Here is a 13,805-nt window from a genome sequence, read left to right on the forward strand (position 1 = left end):
AATGGAGGATTCATTCGCCTGGGCAGGAGCGGCCATGGAGCCAACGGCAATCCCAGCCAAAAGCAATAAAACCAACGGAGTGAGCTTCATCACACAGTCATTGAAGGAAAAACCACCATACAGTCTCCACTCTAGGGGAGAGTCAAGGCTGCTTAGCCGCGAAGGGTGAGGAGATTGGGTCTGCGGAGCAGCCGCAGACCATTGGCGATCACGATCAAGCTGGTGCCCATGTCCGCGAAAACCGCCATCCACATCGTGGCATTTCCGGCCACGGTGAGCACCAGAAAAATGGCCTTAACTCCCAGCGCCAGCGCGATGTTCTGGCGCAGGATGCGGAAGGTGCGGCGAGAGAGGGCGATCGTTTCCGGTACGCGCATCAGATCGTCGTTCATGATCACCACATCGGCGGCTTCGATGGCGATGTGGGTGCCTGCGGCCCCCATCGCAAAGCCGATGTCCGCCTGGGCCAGGGCCGGGGCGTCGTTGATGCCATCGCCAGCCATGGCCGCGAATCCGTAGCGGGCCTGCAGAGCGGCCACTGCATCGAGCTTGTCCTGGGGCAACAGGTTGCTTTTCACCTGCTCGATGCCGGCCAGGGCCGCAATCGCGCCGGCGGTGGCTGCGTTGTCACCCGTGAGCATCACCGGAGTGACGCCTAGGGACCGCAGGGCTTCCATGGCGGCCGCGGAGCTGGGCCGAACGGTGTCGGCGACGGCGATCAGTGCCAGCACGCCGCTGTCATCAGCCAGCAGGCTGAGCGAACGGCCCTGGCACTCGTGGACCTGCATCGACGCCTCCAGTGCGCTGGAGCAGAGCCCCAGCTCCTCGATCCAGCGGTGGTTGGCCAGCATCAGCGGCCGCCCCGCGATCACGCCTCGCACCCCGCGCCCCGGCAGGGCCTCGAAGGACTCCACGGCCAGCCGCTCACCATCGAGGCCTGCGGCGATGGCCCGTGACACCGGATGGTCGGAGCGCTCCGCCAGGCTGCTGGCCCACTGCTTGAGAACGCCAGCGTCTGCCCCTTCTTGCTGAGGGGAGAAGGCCACCAGCTGGGGCTGGCCCAGGGTGATTGTGCCGGTCTTGTCCAGGGCCAGCACCTTGATCTTGCGGGCCTCCTCGATGTAAAGCCCGCCCTTGATGATGATGCCGCGGCGGGCGGCGGTGGCCAGGCCGCTCACCACCGTGACCGGTGTGGCGATCACCAGCGCACAGGGACAGGCGATCACCAACAGCACCAGCGCCTTGTAGATCGCCTGCATGGGGGTGAATCCCAGCAAGGGCGGCGCCAGCAGGGCAACGGCCAGGGCCACCACAAACACCGCCGGGGTGTAGCGGGCCGCGAAGCGATCCACGAAGCGTTGGATCGGAGCACGGGAGGCCTGGGCTTCCTCCACAGCCTGGATGATGCGCGCCAGGGTGCTGAGCGAAGCAGGTGCCGTGACCTGGATTTCCAGGGCGCCGCCTTGGTTGATCGTGCCCGCAAACACCTCATCACCCGGACCTTTGTCGACCGGCAGGCTTTCGCCGGTAATCGGCGCCTGATCGATCGCACTTACGCCAGAAAGCACCGTGCCATCAAGCGGCAGTCGTTCCCCCGGGCGGACCCTTGCCACATCACCGATGGCCACAGCACTGGCGGCCACGCGCTGCCAGCGGCCATCGTTCTGGCGGATCTCCGCCTCATCGGGAGCAAGAGCCATCAGGCTCGTGATCGCCTGGCGGGCCCGCTCCACTGCCCGTGCCTCGATCGCCTCGGCCACGGCATAGAGCGCCATCACCATGGCGGCTTCCGGGAAGCGGCCGATCAGGAAAGCGCCCGTGACCGCCACGCTCATCAACGCATTGATGTTGAGCCGGCCCTGGTGCAGGGCGGCCAGGCCCTTGCGAAACACGGAGAAGCCCGCCAGGGCGATCGCGGCGATGGCGATCCCGATCTCCACCAGCTCATGGCCCGGGTAGGCCGGAACGACCAGATGCAGCAGCTCCGCCGTGAGCGCCAATGCCAGGGAGCCCGCCAGGCGGAGCCGTTCAAGGCGCCGTTCGGCGCGGGTCTGGGCAGCGGAAGGCCGGTGATCGGAGCTGATCGGCTCCGGGGTGAACCCCAGCCGGCGGATTGCGGCAAGGGCGGAGTTGAGCGCTGCTGCTTCGGCATCGATCGCCAGAACGCGCTCGGCCAGCAGGAACCTCAGGCCGCGGATGCCGTCGACACCTGCGAGGGCATGGCGGATCTCGCCTTCCTCGGTGGCGCAATCCATCGCGCTGATCCGAAACAACGCCTCCCTGGCGCTTGCCGGCTCCGGCTGCGGCGCCGTGGTGGTTCCGGCCTTCTGCCCGCTGGTTCCGCTGTTGCAGCAAGGTTCCGCCATGGCCCTGTCCTCCAGGCCCCATCTAACAGCCTGTAGTCACTTCAGGGTCAAGGATCTGGCGGCACCGTGCAGCCACAGGTTGCTCGTCAACGCAGCTTGGGACACTCCTGGTTATGCATCTGCTGCATCAGCCCATCGGCTTGCCGGGCCAGCTTGGCTCCAGCCGCCAGGTAGAACCTTAACTGCTGGCGGTTGACGTAGAGAACCTGCTGGTTGCGCAGCAGCTGTACTTCCGACTTGTGGCGGCAGTCGAGCAGGGCCTGGTAGTCGATGGTGCGCACGTTGCGGTCGTTGGCATTGGCCCCATCGGCCTGCTGGCTGAGGACCAGGCAGATTCGTTCGCGGATGGTTCGAACCAGGGCGATTTCGGCCTTCATGGCCTGCTCGGCCAGGGCATCGCGTTGCTCCAACAGGTTCCGGCACGCCTCCATATCCGCGGCCAGCGCCGGAGCGGCCAGCCAGCAGCAGGACAGCAACAGGGTCAGGACGTGGCGCATTCACGGATCAATTCGAGTCTTGTGTCTTTGGCGGCTATGGGCGTGATCATCTTGAGCTGAGTCAGACCATCCACTAGTCGATCTGCAGTACCCCCATCAGCCCCAGATCCTCGTGGTCGAGGTTGTGGCAGTGGTAGACGGTGCGCCCCGTGAAATCTTTGAACGTGACGCGGATCCGCACCTCCTCGCCCGCCTTTACCAGCACCGTGTCCTTCCAGCGGCGCTGGGCTTCGGGGCGGCCATCACGGCTGATCACCTGGAAGGGATTGATGTGCAAATGGAAGGGGTGATCCATCACGTCGTCATTGACGATCAACCAGTCTTCCGTGCTCCCGAGGGCAACACGGGTGTCGATGCGATCGGGATCGAAGGGCTGGCCATTGATCACGAAGCCCATGTCACCCCCACCCATTCCCCTGCCGCCCATGCCCCCCATGCCGTGTTGCATACCGCCCATTCCCATCCCCATGGCATGGGCCAGGGAGAAGCGGCGCGTGCGCTCCGGCTGCGGCAGGGCCGCCACGGGAATCAGGGTTTTTGGGAGTGGCAGCGGCGCCACTGATCCGGCGTAGTTGAGGGTGGCCAGGGTTTGAGGAGCGTCCGCCACCTGGCCCATCCCCATGTGGCCACTGCGCTGGTAGGGCAGGTTGAGCAGCCGGTAGCTGCCTGGAGTCTGGTTGCCCTGCACCAGCACATCGGCCCGCTCGCCAGGGGCCAGCAGCAGTTCGTCGAGGGCCTTAGGGGTCGCGATGGCGCCGCCATCGGTGGCGATCAGCACCATCCGGTGCCCTTCCAGGGCGAGGCGGTAGATGCGGGCATTGGAAGCATTGAGCAAACGGAGCCGCAGCAGACCGCCGCTGGGGATCGCCAGGCCGGGATTGAGCTCCCCGTTCACCGTCAGCAGTGGACCTTCCCGGCCGAGCATGCGCTCCATCCCCATCCCCATGCCGGCCTCAGCCGTACCGTCGGCGCTGGCGAAGTCCTTGAGCACCAGCACGCTTTCGCTGGCGGCCGCCACCTCTGGAATCCGATCCAGATCGCCGCGCACCACCAGGGCGCCCCCGAGACCACCGAACACCTGATCGGCCGAGTGGCCGTGGTGATGGGGGTGCACGTAGAAGAGGCCGGCCGGGTGGTCTTTGGCGAGCGTGAACTCATAGGAAAAGGAGCCACCGGGCGGCACGGTCAGGAAGACGTTGTCGCCTGATCCGGTAGGCGGGATGTGCAGCCCGTGGAAATGCAGGTTGGTGGGCTCCTGGAGGTCGTTGCGCAGCAGGAGCCGCACCTGATCGCCGGCATTCACCTCCAGCAGCGGGCCGGGCGAGCGGCCGTTGTAGGTGAGCAACGTGGCGGGGCCACCGGGAAGCCTCCCCGGCGTGGCGCTGGCCACCAGCTCCAGATCGGCCACGCCGCCAACGGAGCCCAGCCGCGCCGCACCGGCGGGCTGCGCACGGGCGGCGGAGTGCTGCACCCGATCCCAGAGAAGTGGGCCGACCACGGCCGTGCCGAGGCCGGCGAGCCCAAGTCCGAGCACCTGGCGTCGCCGAAGGGGAGTGGTCATGGTTGGGTCCTCATTTGCCGTGCTGGGAGAAACTGCTGATGGCTCCGGTCCGCGTGAAGGCCATCACCGTGAACGCCTCCTTGCCGTAGGCCGATTCCATGCCTGGGGAGCCCAGGGGCATCCCCGGAAGGGCGAGACCCGCCACAGGTGGGCGTTTCTGCAGCAGCCGTTTCACATCGGCGGCAGGAACGTGACCCTCAAGGGCAAATGCAGCCACTTCGGCGGTGTGGCACGAGGCCAGGCGGGCGGGGACCCCCAGGCGTCGCTTGACGACGCCGACATCGGCCACCACGACATCGCGCACTGCGAAGCCATTGGCGCGCATGTGCTGCACCCAGCCCTTGCAGCACCCGCAGCTCGCGGATCGGTAGGAGGTGACCGGCATCAGGGCTGGAGCACTGGCGCGTGCCGGGAGCGACCCTCCCGCTGAGACAACGGCAGCAACAGCGCCGACCCCCAGCAGCAGCCCAAAGAACCGCGAATGACCGCGGAAAGATGTCGAGTCCATGGTCTGCGATGCGGGAATGTCTCAACCGTAGTGCCTCCACTCAGGTGGAGAGTCAAGCCCGTGATGACCGGCATCGACCGGCGCAGATTTGCTGCGCCCTTGGCCCTTGACTCTCCTGTCAAGGGGAGACCATACCGTTGGGAGGTCTCACCTTGCCGACATGTACCCATTCCGCTTCACCGCCACCCTGATCGGTCTGGCCTCTGCCCTCTCCGTTGCGGCTCCTGCCCTGGCCCAGATGCCCGGTGGCATGAATCACGAAGGGCACCAGGGCATGCCAGGGATGATGAACATGCCTGGGATGTCTGCTCCGGCCGGATCCGCCCCGGCCCATGCCGGCCACGCCCACGACGTGGGCCCGGCCGGTGCCACCTACGACCTGCGCTTCATTGACGGGATGGTGCAGCACCACACCGGCGCGCTGCGAATGAGCGAATTTGTGTTCGGCATCGGTTCCCCTGGTGTCGGTGCTCTGGGCAATACGATCTGGCGCGATCAGGCCAACGAAATCCGGGCGATGGGCCTGTGGCGCAAGGCCTGGTACCCCCAGGCACCCGTCTACCCGGTGGCACTGGCGAGCGGCGGTGATCCGAACAGCCTCTCCGGCCTCACGCGCATGAGCCAGGCCCAGATCGATGGCATGCGGATGATGGGCGAGCTCCCCACCAAGGAGAACAGGGTGGTGTGGTTCCTCGAGGGCATGCTTGAGCACCACGCCGGGGCACTGATGATGGCCCACGACGCCCTGGCCAAGAGCACAAACACCACAATCCGGCGCTTTGCTCGCGGCGTGATCGTGGCCCAGCGCGCCGAGATCATCGAACTGCGCAGGATGCTGGCGGTGGAGGGATTGCGCAAGCCGGAGTACTTCAAGTACGACGCGCTGTTCCGTCTTTGAGCGAAAACCTGTTTAAACCACCTTTAGCAAGCCCCATGGATCAGGAGCAGGAAGGATGAACGCTTCGACGAGCTGCAAGGAACACGACCATCACCACATGCCCCCCGGTAGCCACGGCCCGCCGCCCACCGGCGGCGGCAAAGGCATGGCCAAGGATCCGATCTGCGGCATGGTGGTTCCCAGGGCCACAGCCCTCAGCACCCAGCGCGGCGGCCGCGACTACTACTTCTGCAGCCAGAGTTGCCTGCAGACCTTCCAGAATCCCGACCGCGAATTGCGCGTGATGCGCCGTCGCGTGGGCTTCGTGATCGGCGGGGTGCTGGCGCTGGCGCTGTTCCGGGCCGGGGCCTTCATCCTACTGGCCGCTGGGGTGAGTCTGGTGTCCTGGGCTCCTGTGTCCTTCCTGCCCTGGATGAGCTGGGGGAAGTGGCTGTTCTTGCTCGCCACCCCGGTGCAGTTCATCGGTGGTTGGTCGTTCTATACCGGCGCCTGGGCTGCTCTCAAACGCCGCGCCCTCAACATGGACGTGCTGATCGCCCTTGGCACCTCCGTCGCCTACTTCTACAGCGTGGTGGTGGTCTTTGCGCCCACCTGGCTGCCGGTTGGCGTCAGTGAACGGGACGTCTACTTCGAAGTCTCGGCGGTGGTGATTGCCTTCGTGCTGATGGGCAAATACATGGAGGAGATCATCAAGAAACGCTCCTCAGCCGCCGTGCGCAAGTTGCTCGATCTTCAGCCCGCCACGGCCACGGTGATCCGCGAAGGGGTGGAGATGACCGTGCCCGCCGATGCCATCGACACAGGCGAGACGGTGCTGGTGCGGCCGGGCGAGAAGATCCCCGCCGATGGTGTGGTGCTGGATGGCAGCTCCTCGGTGGACGAATCCTTGCTCACCGGTGAATCCCTGCCGGTGGCCAAACAGGCCGGCGCCGAACTGATCGGTGGCACGGTGAATGGATCAGGGCTGCTCCGTTTTCAGGCCAGCCGGGTGGGATCCGACACCTCGCTGGCCCAGATCGTGCGCATCGTGGAAGAGGCCCAGGCCAGCACCGCCAGCGTGCAACGCCTGGCCGATCAGGTCACCGGCTGGTTCGTGCCGGCCGTGGTGTTGATCGCCTTCGCGGCCTTCGCCCTCTGGACCCTGGCGGGCCAGTTCAGCAGTGGTCTGCTGGCCTTCATTGCCGTGCTGGTGATCTCCTGCCCCTGTGCCCTGGGCATCGCCACCCCCGCGGCCCTGATGGTGGGGGTGGGCAAGGGCGCTGAGCAGGGCATCCTGATCCGCAGCGGCGAGGTGCTGGAGCGGGCCGAGAAGCTAACCACCGTGGTCTTCGATAAGACCGGTACGCTCACCTTGGGCAAGCCGATGCTCACCGATCTGGAGCCCCTGGCAAGCCATTCAGAGCCGGAGGTGCTTCAGCTCGCAGGTTCCCTGGAGCATGGCTCCGAACACCCATTGGCGGCGGCGATTGCCGAGGCCGTTGCAGAGCGCCATCTGGAGCTGTTGCCGTTGGAGCAGTTTGCGGCCCAGGTGGGTGAGGGCATCACCGCCATAGAGGGCGGGGACGTCGTCTGGTTCGGCAACCGTTCCCTGGCGAGCCGCTTCCTGCCCCGGCTTCCCGAACCTGTAGAGGGCCAGCTCGCTGGGCTCGAGGCCCAGGGGAAAACGGCCATGCTGCTGGGGCGCGCCGATCAGATCCTTGGGGTGATCGCCGTGGCCGATACGGTCAGACCCGAGGCCGAGCAGGTCGTGGCCCTGCTGCTGCGCCGTGGCGTGCGGGTGATCATGCTCAGCGGCGACAACCGCACCACCGCAGAAGCGATTGCCGCCCAGGTGGGGATCACCGAGGTGATCGCAGAGGTGCGGCCTGCTGATAAGGCCGGAACGATCAAGTCCCTGCAGTTGGATGGGCAGAACGTGGCCATGGTGGGCGATGGCGTCAATGACGCCCCAGCCCTGGCCACCGCCAACATCGGCATCGCCATCGGCTCCGGTTCGGATGTGGCCAAGGAAGCCGGTGACATCATCTTGATGGGCAACGACGTGCGGCTGGTCGTGACCGCCATCGGCCTGTCGCGGGCCACCATGCGCAAGATCCGCCAGAACCTCTTCTGGGCCTTCATCTACAACGGGATCGGCATCCCGATTGCTGCCCTCGGATGGCTGAACCCGATGATCGCCGGTGCGGCAATGGCCCTGAGTTCGCTGTCGGTGATCGTCAACTCGTCGTTGTTGCGTCGCTACCGAGCGGCTTGATCAGGACGTAGCGCCTGCCTCCTCCCGCTGCCTACCCGTGGCGATGGCGGTGGTGGGCATCGCTCACGTGGGGATGGTCATGATCGATCGATTCATGCAGATGGTCGTGGGCATGCCAGTAGGCCCCCCGGGGCCCCTGCAGCGGTAGATCCTCCACACGGTGGTCATGGGCGTGATGGGGATCGCCGCCGGCCGGGTCGTGGTGATGCCGGTGCGCATGCAGCAGGGCTGTGTGGTGGTGCCGGTGGGTGTGATCGTCCCGGAGCAGCACGCCCACCCCAACCATCATCAGGAGCGAAGCGAGCGCCTGGGGGATGGTGAAGGCTTCGCGCAACACCAGCACTGAGAACACCACCCCCACGAACGGCGCGGTGGCGAACACCACCGCTTCTCGGGCGGCACCCAGCTCGCGGAGGGCCAGCAGATCGAGCCAGATCGAGAGCCCGTAGCCCACGGCCCCTATCGCCAGGGCGGCCAGCAGCCCGGGCCCGGTGGGGAACCGCTGGCCGAGGCCCATGGCCAGCAGCAACATCGGCACCGAGGCTCCGAAGGCCTTGAGCAGGGAGATCTGGAGCGGATTGCGCAGGCTCAGCCGCTGGCTGAGGTTGTTGTCGATGCCCCAGGCCAGGCAGGCCGACCCGATCAACAGTCCCCCCTGGACCGTCGTCCCGCCCAGCGATCCCACCGAAAGAAACACGGCACCTGCCACGATCAGGGCCGCGGCGATCAAGCCGTTGCGGCTGAGGTGCTCCCGGCCGATCAGCACCGCGATCAGCATCGTGAACACCGCCTCCAGATTCAGCAGCAGCGAGGCCGACCCGGCGGACAGCAAGGTGAGCCCCTGCACCAGGCACAGGGGCCCGACGATGCCCCCCACCACCGTGAGCCCCATCAGGGGGGCCAGATCGCGTCGCTGAACCGGCGACTCTGCCTGCTGGCGGCCCCCGGCGGCCCGCACCACCAGCAGAGCCAGGGCGGCTCCGGCGTAGAGCAGGGCCGCGATCATCAACGGCGAGGCTTCGCAGCTGATCACGCTGATCAACGGCGCACTGAGCCCGAAGAACACGGCGGCCAGCAGGCCGGCGACCAGCCCCCGCCGCTGGGGGTTCGCCATGGCACTCGAGGCAGGACCTCGGATCATGGGATCAAGCCTCGCGCACAGCTGGTTTGAGACGGGGAAGCAACCAGCCACCAAAACGGGCGTAGAGGGCCGGCAGCACCAGCAAGGTGAGGATGGTGGAGGTGATCAAGCCACCCAGCACCACAATCGCCAGCGGTTGGAGGATCTCGTTGCCCGCCCCGAAGGCCAGGGCTAGGGGCAGCGTGCCCAGAGCCGACGTGAGGGCCGTCATCAGGATCGCGTTGAGGCGCTGAAGGCTGCCGGCGCGGATCACCTCCTTGAGCTCCATTCCTTCCGCGTGGCGGCGGTTGTAGTTGTCCACCAGCAGCAGGCCATTGCGGACCGCCACCCCGAACAGGGTGATGAACCCAATCAGGGAGGCCACCGAGAGCACACCGCCGGTGAGCAGGATGGCCACCAGGCCACCGACCAGGGCCAGGGGCAGGTTGAGGAGGATGGCGATCGTGGCCGGTAGTGATTTCACAGACACGAACATCAATACGGCGATCACCATCATGGCCAACAGGCTGTAGATCACCAGGTTGGCGGTGGCTCGCTCCTCCGATTCGAACTGACCGCCGTAGCGGATCAGATAGCCGCTGGGCAATTTGATCATGCTGTCGATGGTCTTCTGGATGTCGCCGACGACCGTTCCCAGCGCCCGGCCGCTGACGTTGGTGGACACGACGATCAAGCGGGAAACATTCTCCCGATTCACCACATTGGCGCCCAGGCCGTAGTCGATGGTGGCCAGGCTTCCCAGCGGCAGCAAGGTGCCGGCGGGGGTGGCGATCGGTATGGCCCGTAGGGCATCGAGGCTGTTACGGGAGTCCTCGGGCAGCATCACCACCACATCGGTGCGATCGGTGCCGTTGCTCACCACCTGTCCCACCGTCTTGCCGTTCAGGGCGATCTCCACCGCATCGGCGAGTTGCTGCATCGTGAGCCCATTGGCGGTGGCGGCCTGACGATCGAAGGCGATCTGCACCTGCTGGATCGGCAACTGGGGTTCGAGTTGCAGATCCACCACCCCCTGGATCGGCTCAATCGCATCCCGCACCTGCTCGCCGATCCTGCGCAGCTCCGCCAGATCTGGCCCGTAGATCTTGATGGCGATGGCACTGCGCACACCCGAGAGCACCTCATCCATGCGGTGGGAGATGAAGCCACCGATGTTCGGGGCCACCCCGGGCAGCTTCAGGAAGGCCTCTCGTAGCTGTGCGATGGCGGCAGGCCGATCCTTCATCGCCTGATCGCTCAACTCCACATCCACATGGGCCAGGTTGACGCCTGCGCCATCGGCATCACCCGGGGCCCGCCCGGTCCGCACCTGCACCCACTCAAACAGGGGATTCGCTTTGAGGGTGCCCGAGAGGGCCAGGCCGGCACGGTTGGTCATCTCCAGCGACACGCCGGGGTAGAGCACCATCGAGTTCACCAGCGATTTCTCGCGGAACTCCGGCAGGAACACCCGCCCAAGGCTGGGCAGGATGGCGCAGGCCACAACCACGATCGCCAGAGCTGCGGCCAGCACCCGCTTGGGGGAGAACAGCGCCACCTCCAGCAGGGGCCGGTAAGCCCGCTCTGCCCAGTTGGCCACCCAGGTGTTCTCGGGGGGGAGACGAGTGTTTGTCAGGAGGATGGCGCAGAGCGCTGGCGTGAGCGTGAGCGCCACCAGGCTGGAGGCCGCGATCGAGAACAGGTAGGCAAGGCCCATCGGCGCGAAGATCCGCCCTTCCACCCCCGTGAGGCTGAAGATCGGTGCGAACACCACCACGATGATCACCGAGGAAAGGATCACCGGCTGGCGCACCTCCACCGACGCCTCGAACACCACCTGCAGCGGATTCCTGGGATGGGCGATCACCTGGTTCTGGCGCAGCCCCGTGTAGACGTTCTCCATGTCGACGATGGCGTCGTCGACCACCGAGCCGATGGCGACCACAAGACCACCGAGGGTCATGGTGTTGATCTCCAGCCCGAAGGCACGCATCAGCATCAGGCCGATCACCAGTGACAGAGGGATGGCACTGAGGGTGATGACGGCGGTGCGCCAGTTCATCAGGAACAGCACCATCACCACCGAGACGATCACGATCCCTTCGATCAAGGAAGCGCTGACGTTCTTGATCGCTGTGTCAATGAAATTGGCCTGCCGGAAGGTGCGCTTCACCTGAATATCACCCGGCAGGGTTTTACTGAGGGCGGCGATCAGCTCCTCCACCTCACGGGTGACTCTGGGGGTGTCGATGTCGGGCTGTTTGTTGATCATCAGCACGACCGCCGGCTTGCCGTTGAAGCTGCCATCGCCGCGCTTGAGGGCACTGGCCAGCCGCACCTCGGCGACATCACCGAGCTGGAGCGTTTGCCCCTTGTTGTCTGTGACCACCGAATCGGCAAGATCCTCGCTGCTGCTGGCCTGGCCGCTGGCGCGGATCAGCTTCTCCTGCCCGCCCGCGATCAGAAAGCCGCCCGGCGCGTTGGCGCTGGCGGCAGCCGCCGCCTCGGCCACGGCCTGCAACGACACCTTGCGGGCCAGAAGCTGTTGAGGATTGATCAGGATCTGCTGCTGGGCCTCCTCACCGCCGTAAAGGGTCACCTGGGAGACACCGGGCACCGCCAGGATCTGGTTGTTGAAGGTGGTGGCGACGATCCGGCGCAGCTCCATCGCTGAGGTTGGTCCGCCGCCCTTCAGCGTGAAGGCGTACTGCAGGATCGTGCCCAGCGGCGACACCAACGGCGAGATCGCTGGGGCGCTGGCATTGACAGGCAACTCCGCCTCGATCTGCTGCAGGCGCTCCGCCACCGATTGACGGGCCCGGTTGATGTCGGCGTTCTGAGCAAAGACCACCTGCACCATCGAGAGCCCCACCTTCGAGGAGGAGCGCACCGTTTCCACTCCCGGCAGCCCGTTGACCGCCGATTCGATCGGCACGGTGATGCGTCGCTCCACCTCCTCCGGCGCCAGGCCGTCAGCGGTGGTCTGCACATCCACCTGGGGTGGGGCGAACTGGGGGAACACATCAAGGGGCATCCGGCTGAGGATGGACAGGCCCCAGAGGCTGATCAGGATGGCGGCAACAACAACCAGCCAGCGCTTGGCGATCGAGGTCCGCAGCGTCTGGTTGAGCAGGCGATTGAGCATGGGATGGGATGAGGTGGGCGGAGAGAACGACGGGCTCAGGGGATCAGTTCTTCTTGCCCAGGCGCGAGGCCACGACCACACCACCCACCACCAGCACGGCAGCGCCGGCTCCGATCACCAGGGGGTTGAGCCCTTCTGCGGCTGTGGATGTGGTGGCTGAGGCTGAGGCCGCTGGGGCTTTCGGGGTGGACCCTTCCCCGTTGGGTGCGGCGGCGCTCTGGCTCTTCTTGGACTCGGCGTAGAGCGAGAGGGCTCCCTGGGTCACCACGCTGTCCCCGGGCGAGATGCTGCCGTCGGTGATTTCGATCTGATCGCCCTGGCTGGCGCCGGCCTGGAGGAAGACCGGGTCGTAGGTGGTGCCGCTCTTTACGAACGCCAGGGGCTTGCCATCCGCATCCACCACCGCCGCCACCGGAATGGTGACCACACCACCGGCTTCAGCGGCGGGGGCGGTGGTGATGCCCAGCAGGGAATCGATCTCCGCGCTGGCCTTCACCTGGCGCACATTCCCTTTCTGCTGAAACTCATCGCCGTGCCCCACGTGGGCCATGGCGGGGCTGAGGCCACCGGGTACCACGGTTCCGAGGCTGAGGCTGGTGGCCAGAAGAAGGGCGCGCATGCTGCTGCTGCCGCGAGGGCAGGACAAGGACCCGCCGAGGATGCCGCAAGGGGGATGAAAAACAGGTGAAACCGGCTGCGCTACCTAGGATCAGCCGCAATCTCTGACTTCTGTTCCAGGCCCATGCCCCTGCGCATCCTGCTGGTGGAGGACGAAGCCGAGCTGGCCGGAGCGATTCAGGTGGTGCTCAGGGCCGAGCAGCATGTCGTCGATCACGTGGCGGAGGGCCTGGGGGCCTGGAGCCTGCTGCGCAGCGAGCTGGCCAGCTACAACCTGCTGATCGTTGATTGGATGTTGCCGGGTCTTTCAGGCCCGGAACTCTGCCGGCGGGTGCGCGGGGCTGGCCTCACCCTGCCGGTGCTGATGCTTACGGCGCTGGCCGACACCAGCCACCGGGTGCAAGGCCTTGATGCCGGCGCCGACGACTACCTGAGCAAGCCCTTCGCGATGGAGGAACTGCTGGCGAGGATCCGGGCGCTGCAGCGCCGCCAGCCCAACTATCGCGAGCCACTGCTCAATTCCGGGCCTTATGTGCTGGATCTGGCCGAGGGCTGCCTCACCGTTCAGCGGGGAAAGGAAACCACCAGGATCACCCTCTCCACCAAGGAACTGCAGCTGATGGCCTATTTCATGGAGCATCCGCGGGAGATCATTCCAGGAGCGCGGCTGCGGTCCCAGCTCTGGTCGCTGGATGAGGATCCGATCAGCAATGTGGTGGCGGCCCAGGTGCGTCTGCTGCGGCGCAAGATCGCCAGTTACGGGCTGGCCTGTCCGATTGCCACGGTCCCATCGAAGGGTTACCGCTTTGATCCTGAGCCGGAGGAAGAGCAATAGAAC

At 65.9% G+C, this 13,805-nt stretch carries 10 protein-coding genes; 3 read left to right on the plus strand and 7 right to left on the minus strand.

Annotation, left to right across the window (positions count from 1 at the left end; all coding sequences use genetic code 11):
- Positions 1-152 precede the first annotated feature (152 nt).
- The 4 genes from KBZ19_RS10915 to KBZ19_RS10930 form a co-directional block, all read right to left on the minus strand.
- Positions 153-2,366 (minus strand): cation-translocating P-type ATPase, encoded by a 2,214-nt coding sequence (locus KBZ19_RS10915; protein WP_255100939.1) that lies wholly within the window; start codon positions 2,364-2,366, stop codon positions 153-155.
- 86 nt (positions 2,367-2,452) lie between these two features.
- The gene (locus KBZ19_RS10920; RefSeq protein WP_255100940.1) at positions 2,453-2,863 is read right to left on the minus strand and encodes a hypothetical protein; all 411 of its coding nucleotides are present in this window, start codon (positions 2,861-2,863) and stop codon (positions 2,453-2,455) included.
- Between the two features lie 73 nt (positions 2,864-2,936).
- On the minus strand, positions 2,937-4,424 hold the full coding sequence (locus KBZ19_RS10925) for a multicopper oxidase family protein (RefSeq protein WP_255100941.1): 1,488 nt from the start codon (positions 4,422-4,424) through the stop codon (positions 2,937-2,939).
- Between the two features lie 10 nt (positions 4,425-4,434).
- On the minus strand, positions 4,435-4,809 hold the full coding sequence (locus KBZ19_RS10930) for a DUF411 domain-containing protein (RefSeq protein ID WP_255100942.1): 375 nt from the start codon (positions 4,807-4,809) through the stop codon (positions 4,435-4,437).
- A 283-nt stretch (positions 4,810-5,092) separates the two neighbouring features.
- On the opposite strand from KBZ19_RS10930, the gene KBZ19_RS10935 reads away from it, so the two are divergent.
- Positions 5,093-5,830 (plus strand): DUF305 domain-containing protein, encoded by a 738-nt coding sequence (locus KBZ19_RS10935; protein WP_094510553.1) that lies wholly within the window; start codon positions 5,093-5,095, stop codon positions 5,828-5,830.
- 55 nt (positions 5,831-5,885) lie between these two features.
- Positions 5,886-8,084: a heavy metal translocating P-type ATPase gene (locus KBZ19_RS10940; RefSeq protein WP_255100943.1), complete on the plus strand. Its 2,199-nt coding sequence runs from the start codon at positions 5,886-5,888 to the stop codon at positions 8,082-8,084.
- 31 nt (positions 8,085-8,115) lie between these two features.
- Here KBZ19_RS10940 and KBZ19_RS10945 read toward each other — a convergent pair whose 3' ends face one another.
- The 3 genes from KBZ19_RS10945 to KBZ19_RS10955 are packed head-to-tail and all read right to left on the minus strand — an operon-like array spanning position 8,116 to position 12,968.
- The gene (locus KBZ19_RS10945) at positions 8,116-9,198 is read right to left on the minus strand and encodes a DMT family transporter (protein WP_255100944.1); all 1,083 of its coding nucleotides are present in this window, start codon (positions 9,196-9,198) and stop codon (positions 8,116-8,118) included.
- 31 nt (positions 9,199-9,229) lie between these two features.
- Positions 9,230-12,349, minus strand: a complete 3,120-nt coding sequence (locus tag KBZ19_RS10950; RefSeq protein WP_255100945.1) for an efflux RND transporter permease subunit — start codon at positions 12,347-12,349, stop codon at positions 9,230-9,232.
- 43 nt (positions 12,350-12,392) lie between these two features.
- Positions 12,393-12,968, minus strand: coding sequence for a hypothetical protein (locus tag KBZ19_RS10955; RefSeq protein WP_255100946.1), 576 nt, complete (start codon positions 12,966-12,968; stop codon positions 12,393-12,395).
- A gap of 123 nt (positions 12,969-13,091) precedes the next feature.
- On the opposite strand from KBZ19_RS10955, the gene rppA reads away from it, so the two are divergent.
- On the plus strand, positions 13,092-13,802 hold the full coding sequence (gene rppA / locus KBZ19_RS10960) for a two-component system response regulator RppA (RefSeq protein ID WP_255100947.1): 711 nt from the start codon (positions 13,092-13,094) through the stop codon (positions 13,800-13,802).
- Positions 13,803-13,805: the final 3 nt, after the last annotated feature.

The organism is Synechococcus sp. L2F (genome assembly GCF_024345695.1).
In the GTDB taxonomy this organism is placed as follows: domain Bacteria; phylum Cyanobacteriota; class Cyanobacteriia; order PCC-6307; family Cyanobiaceae; genus MW101C3.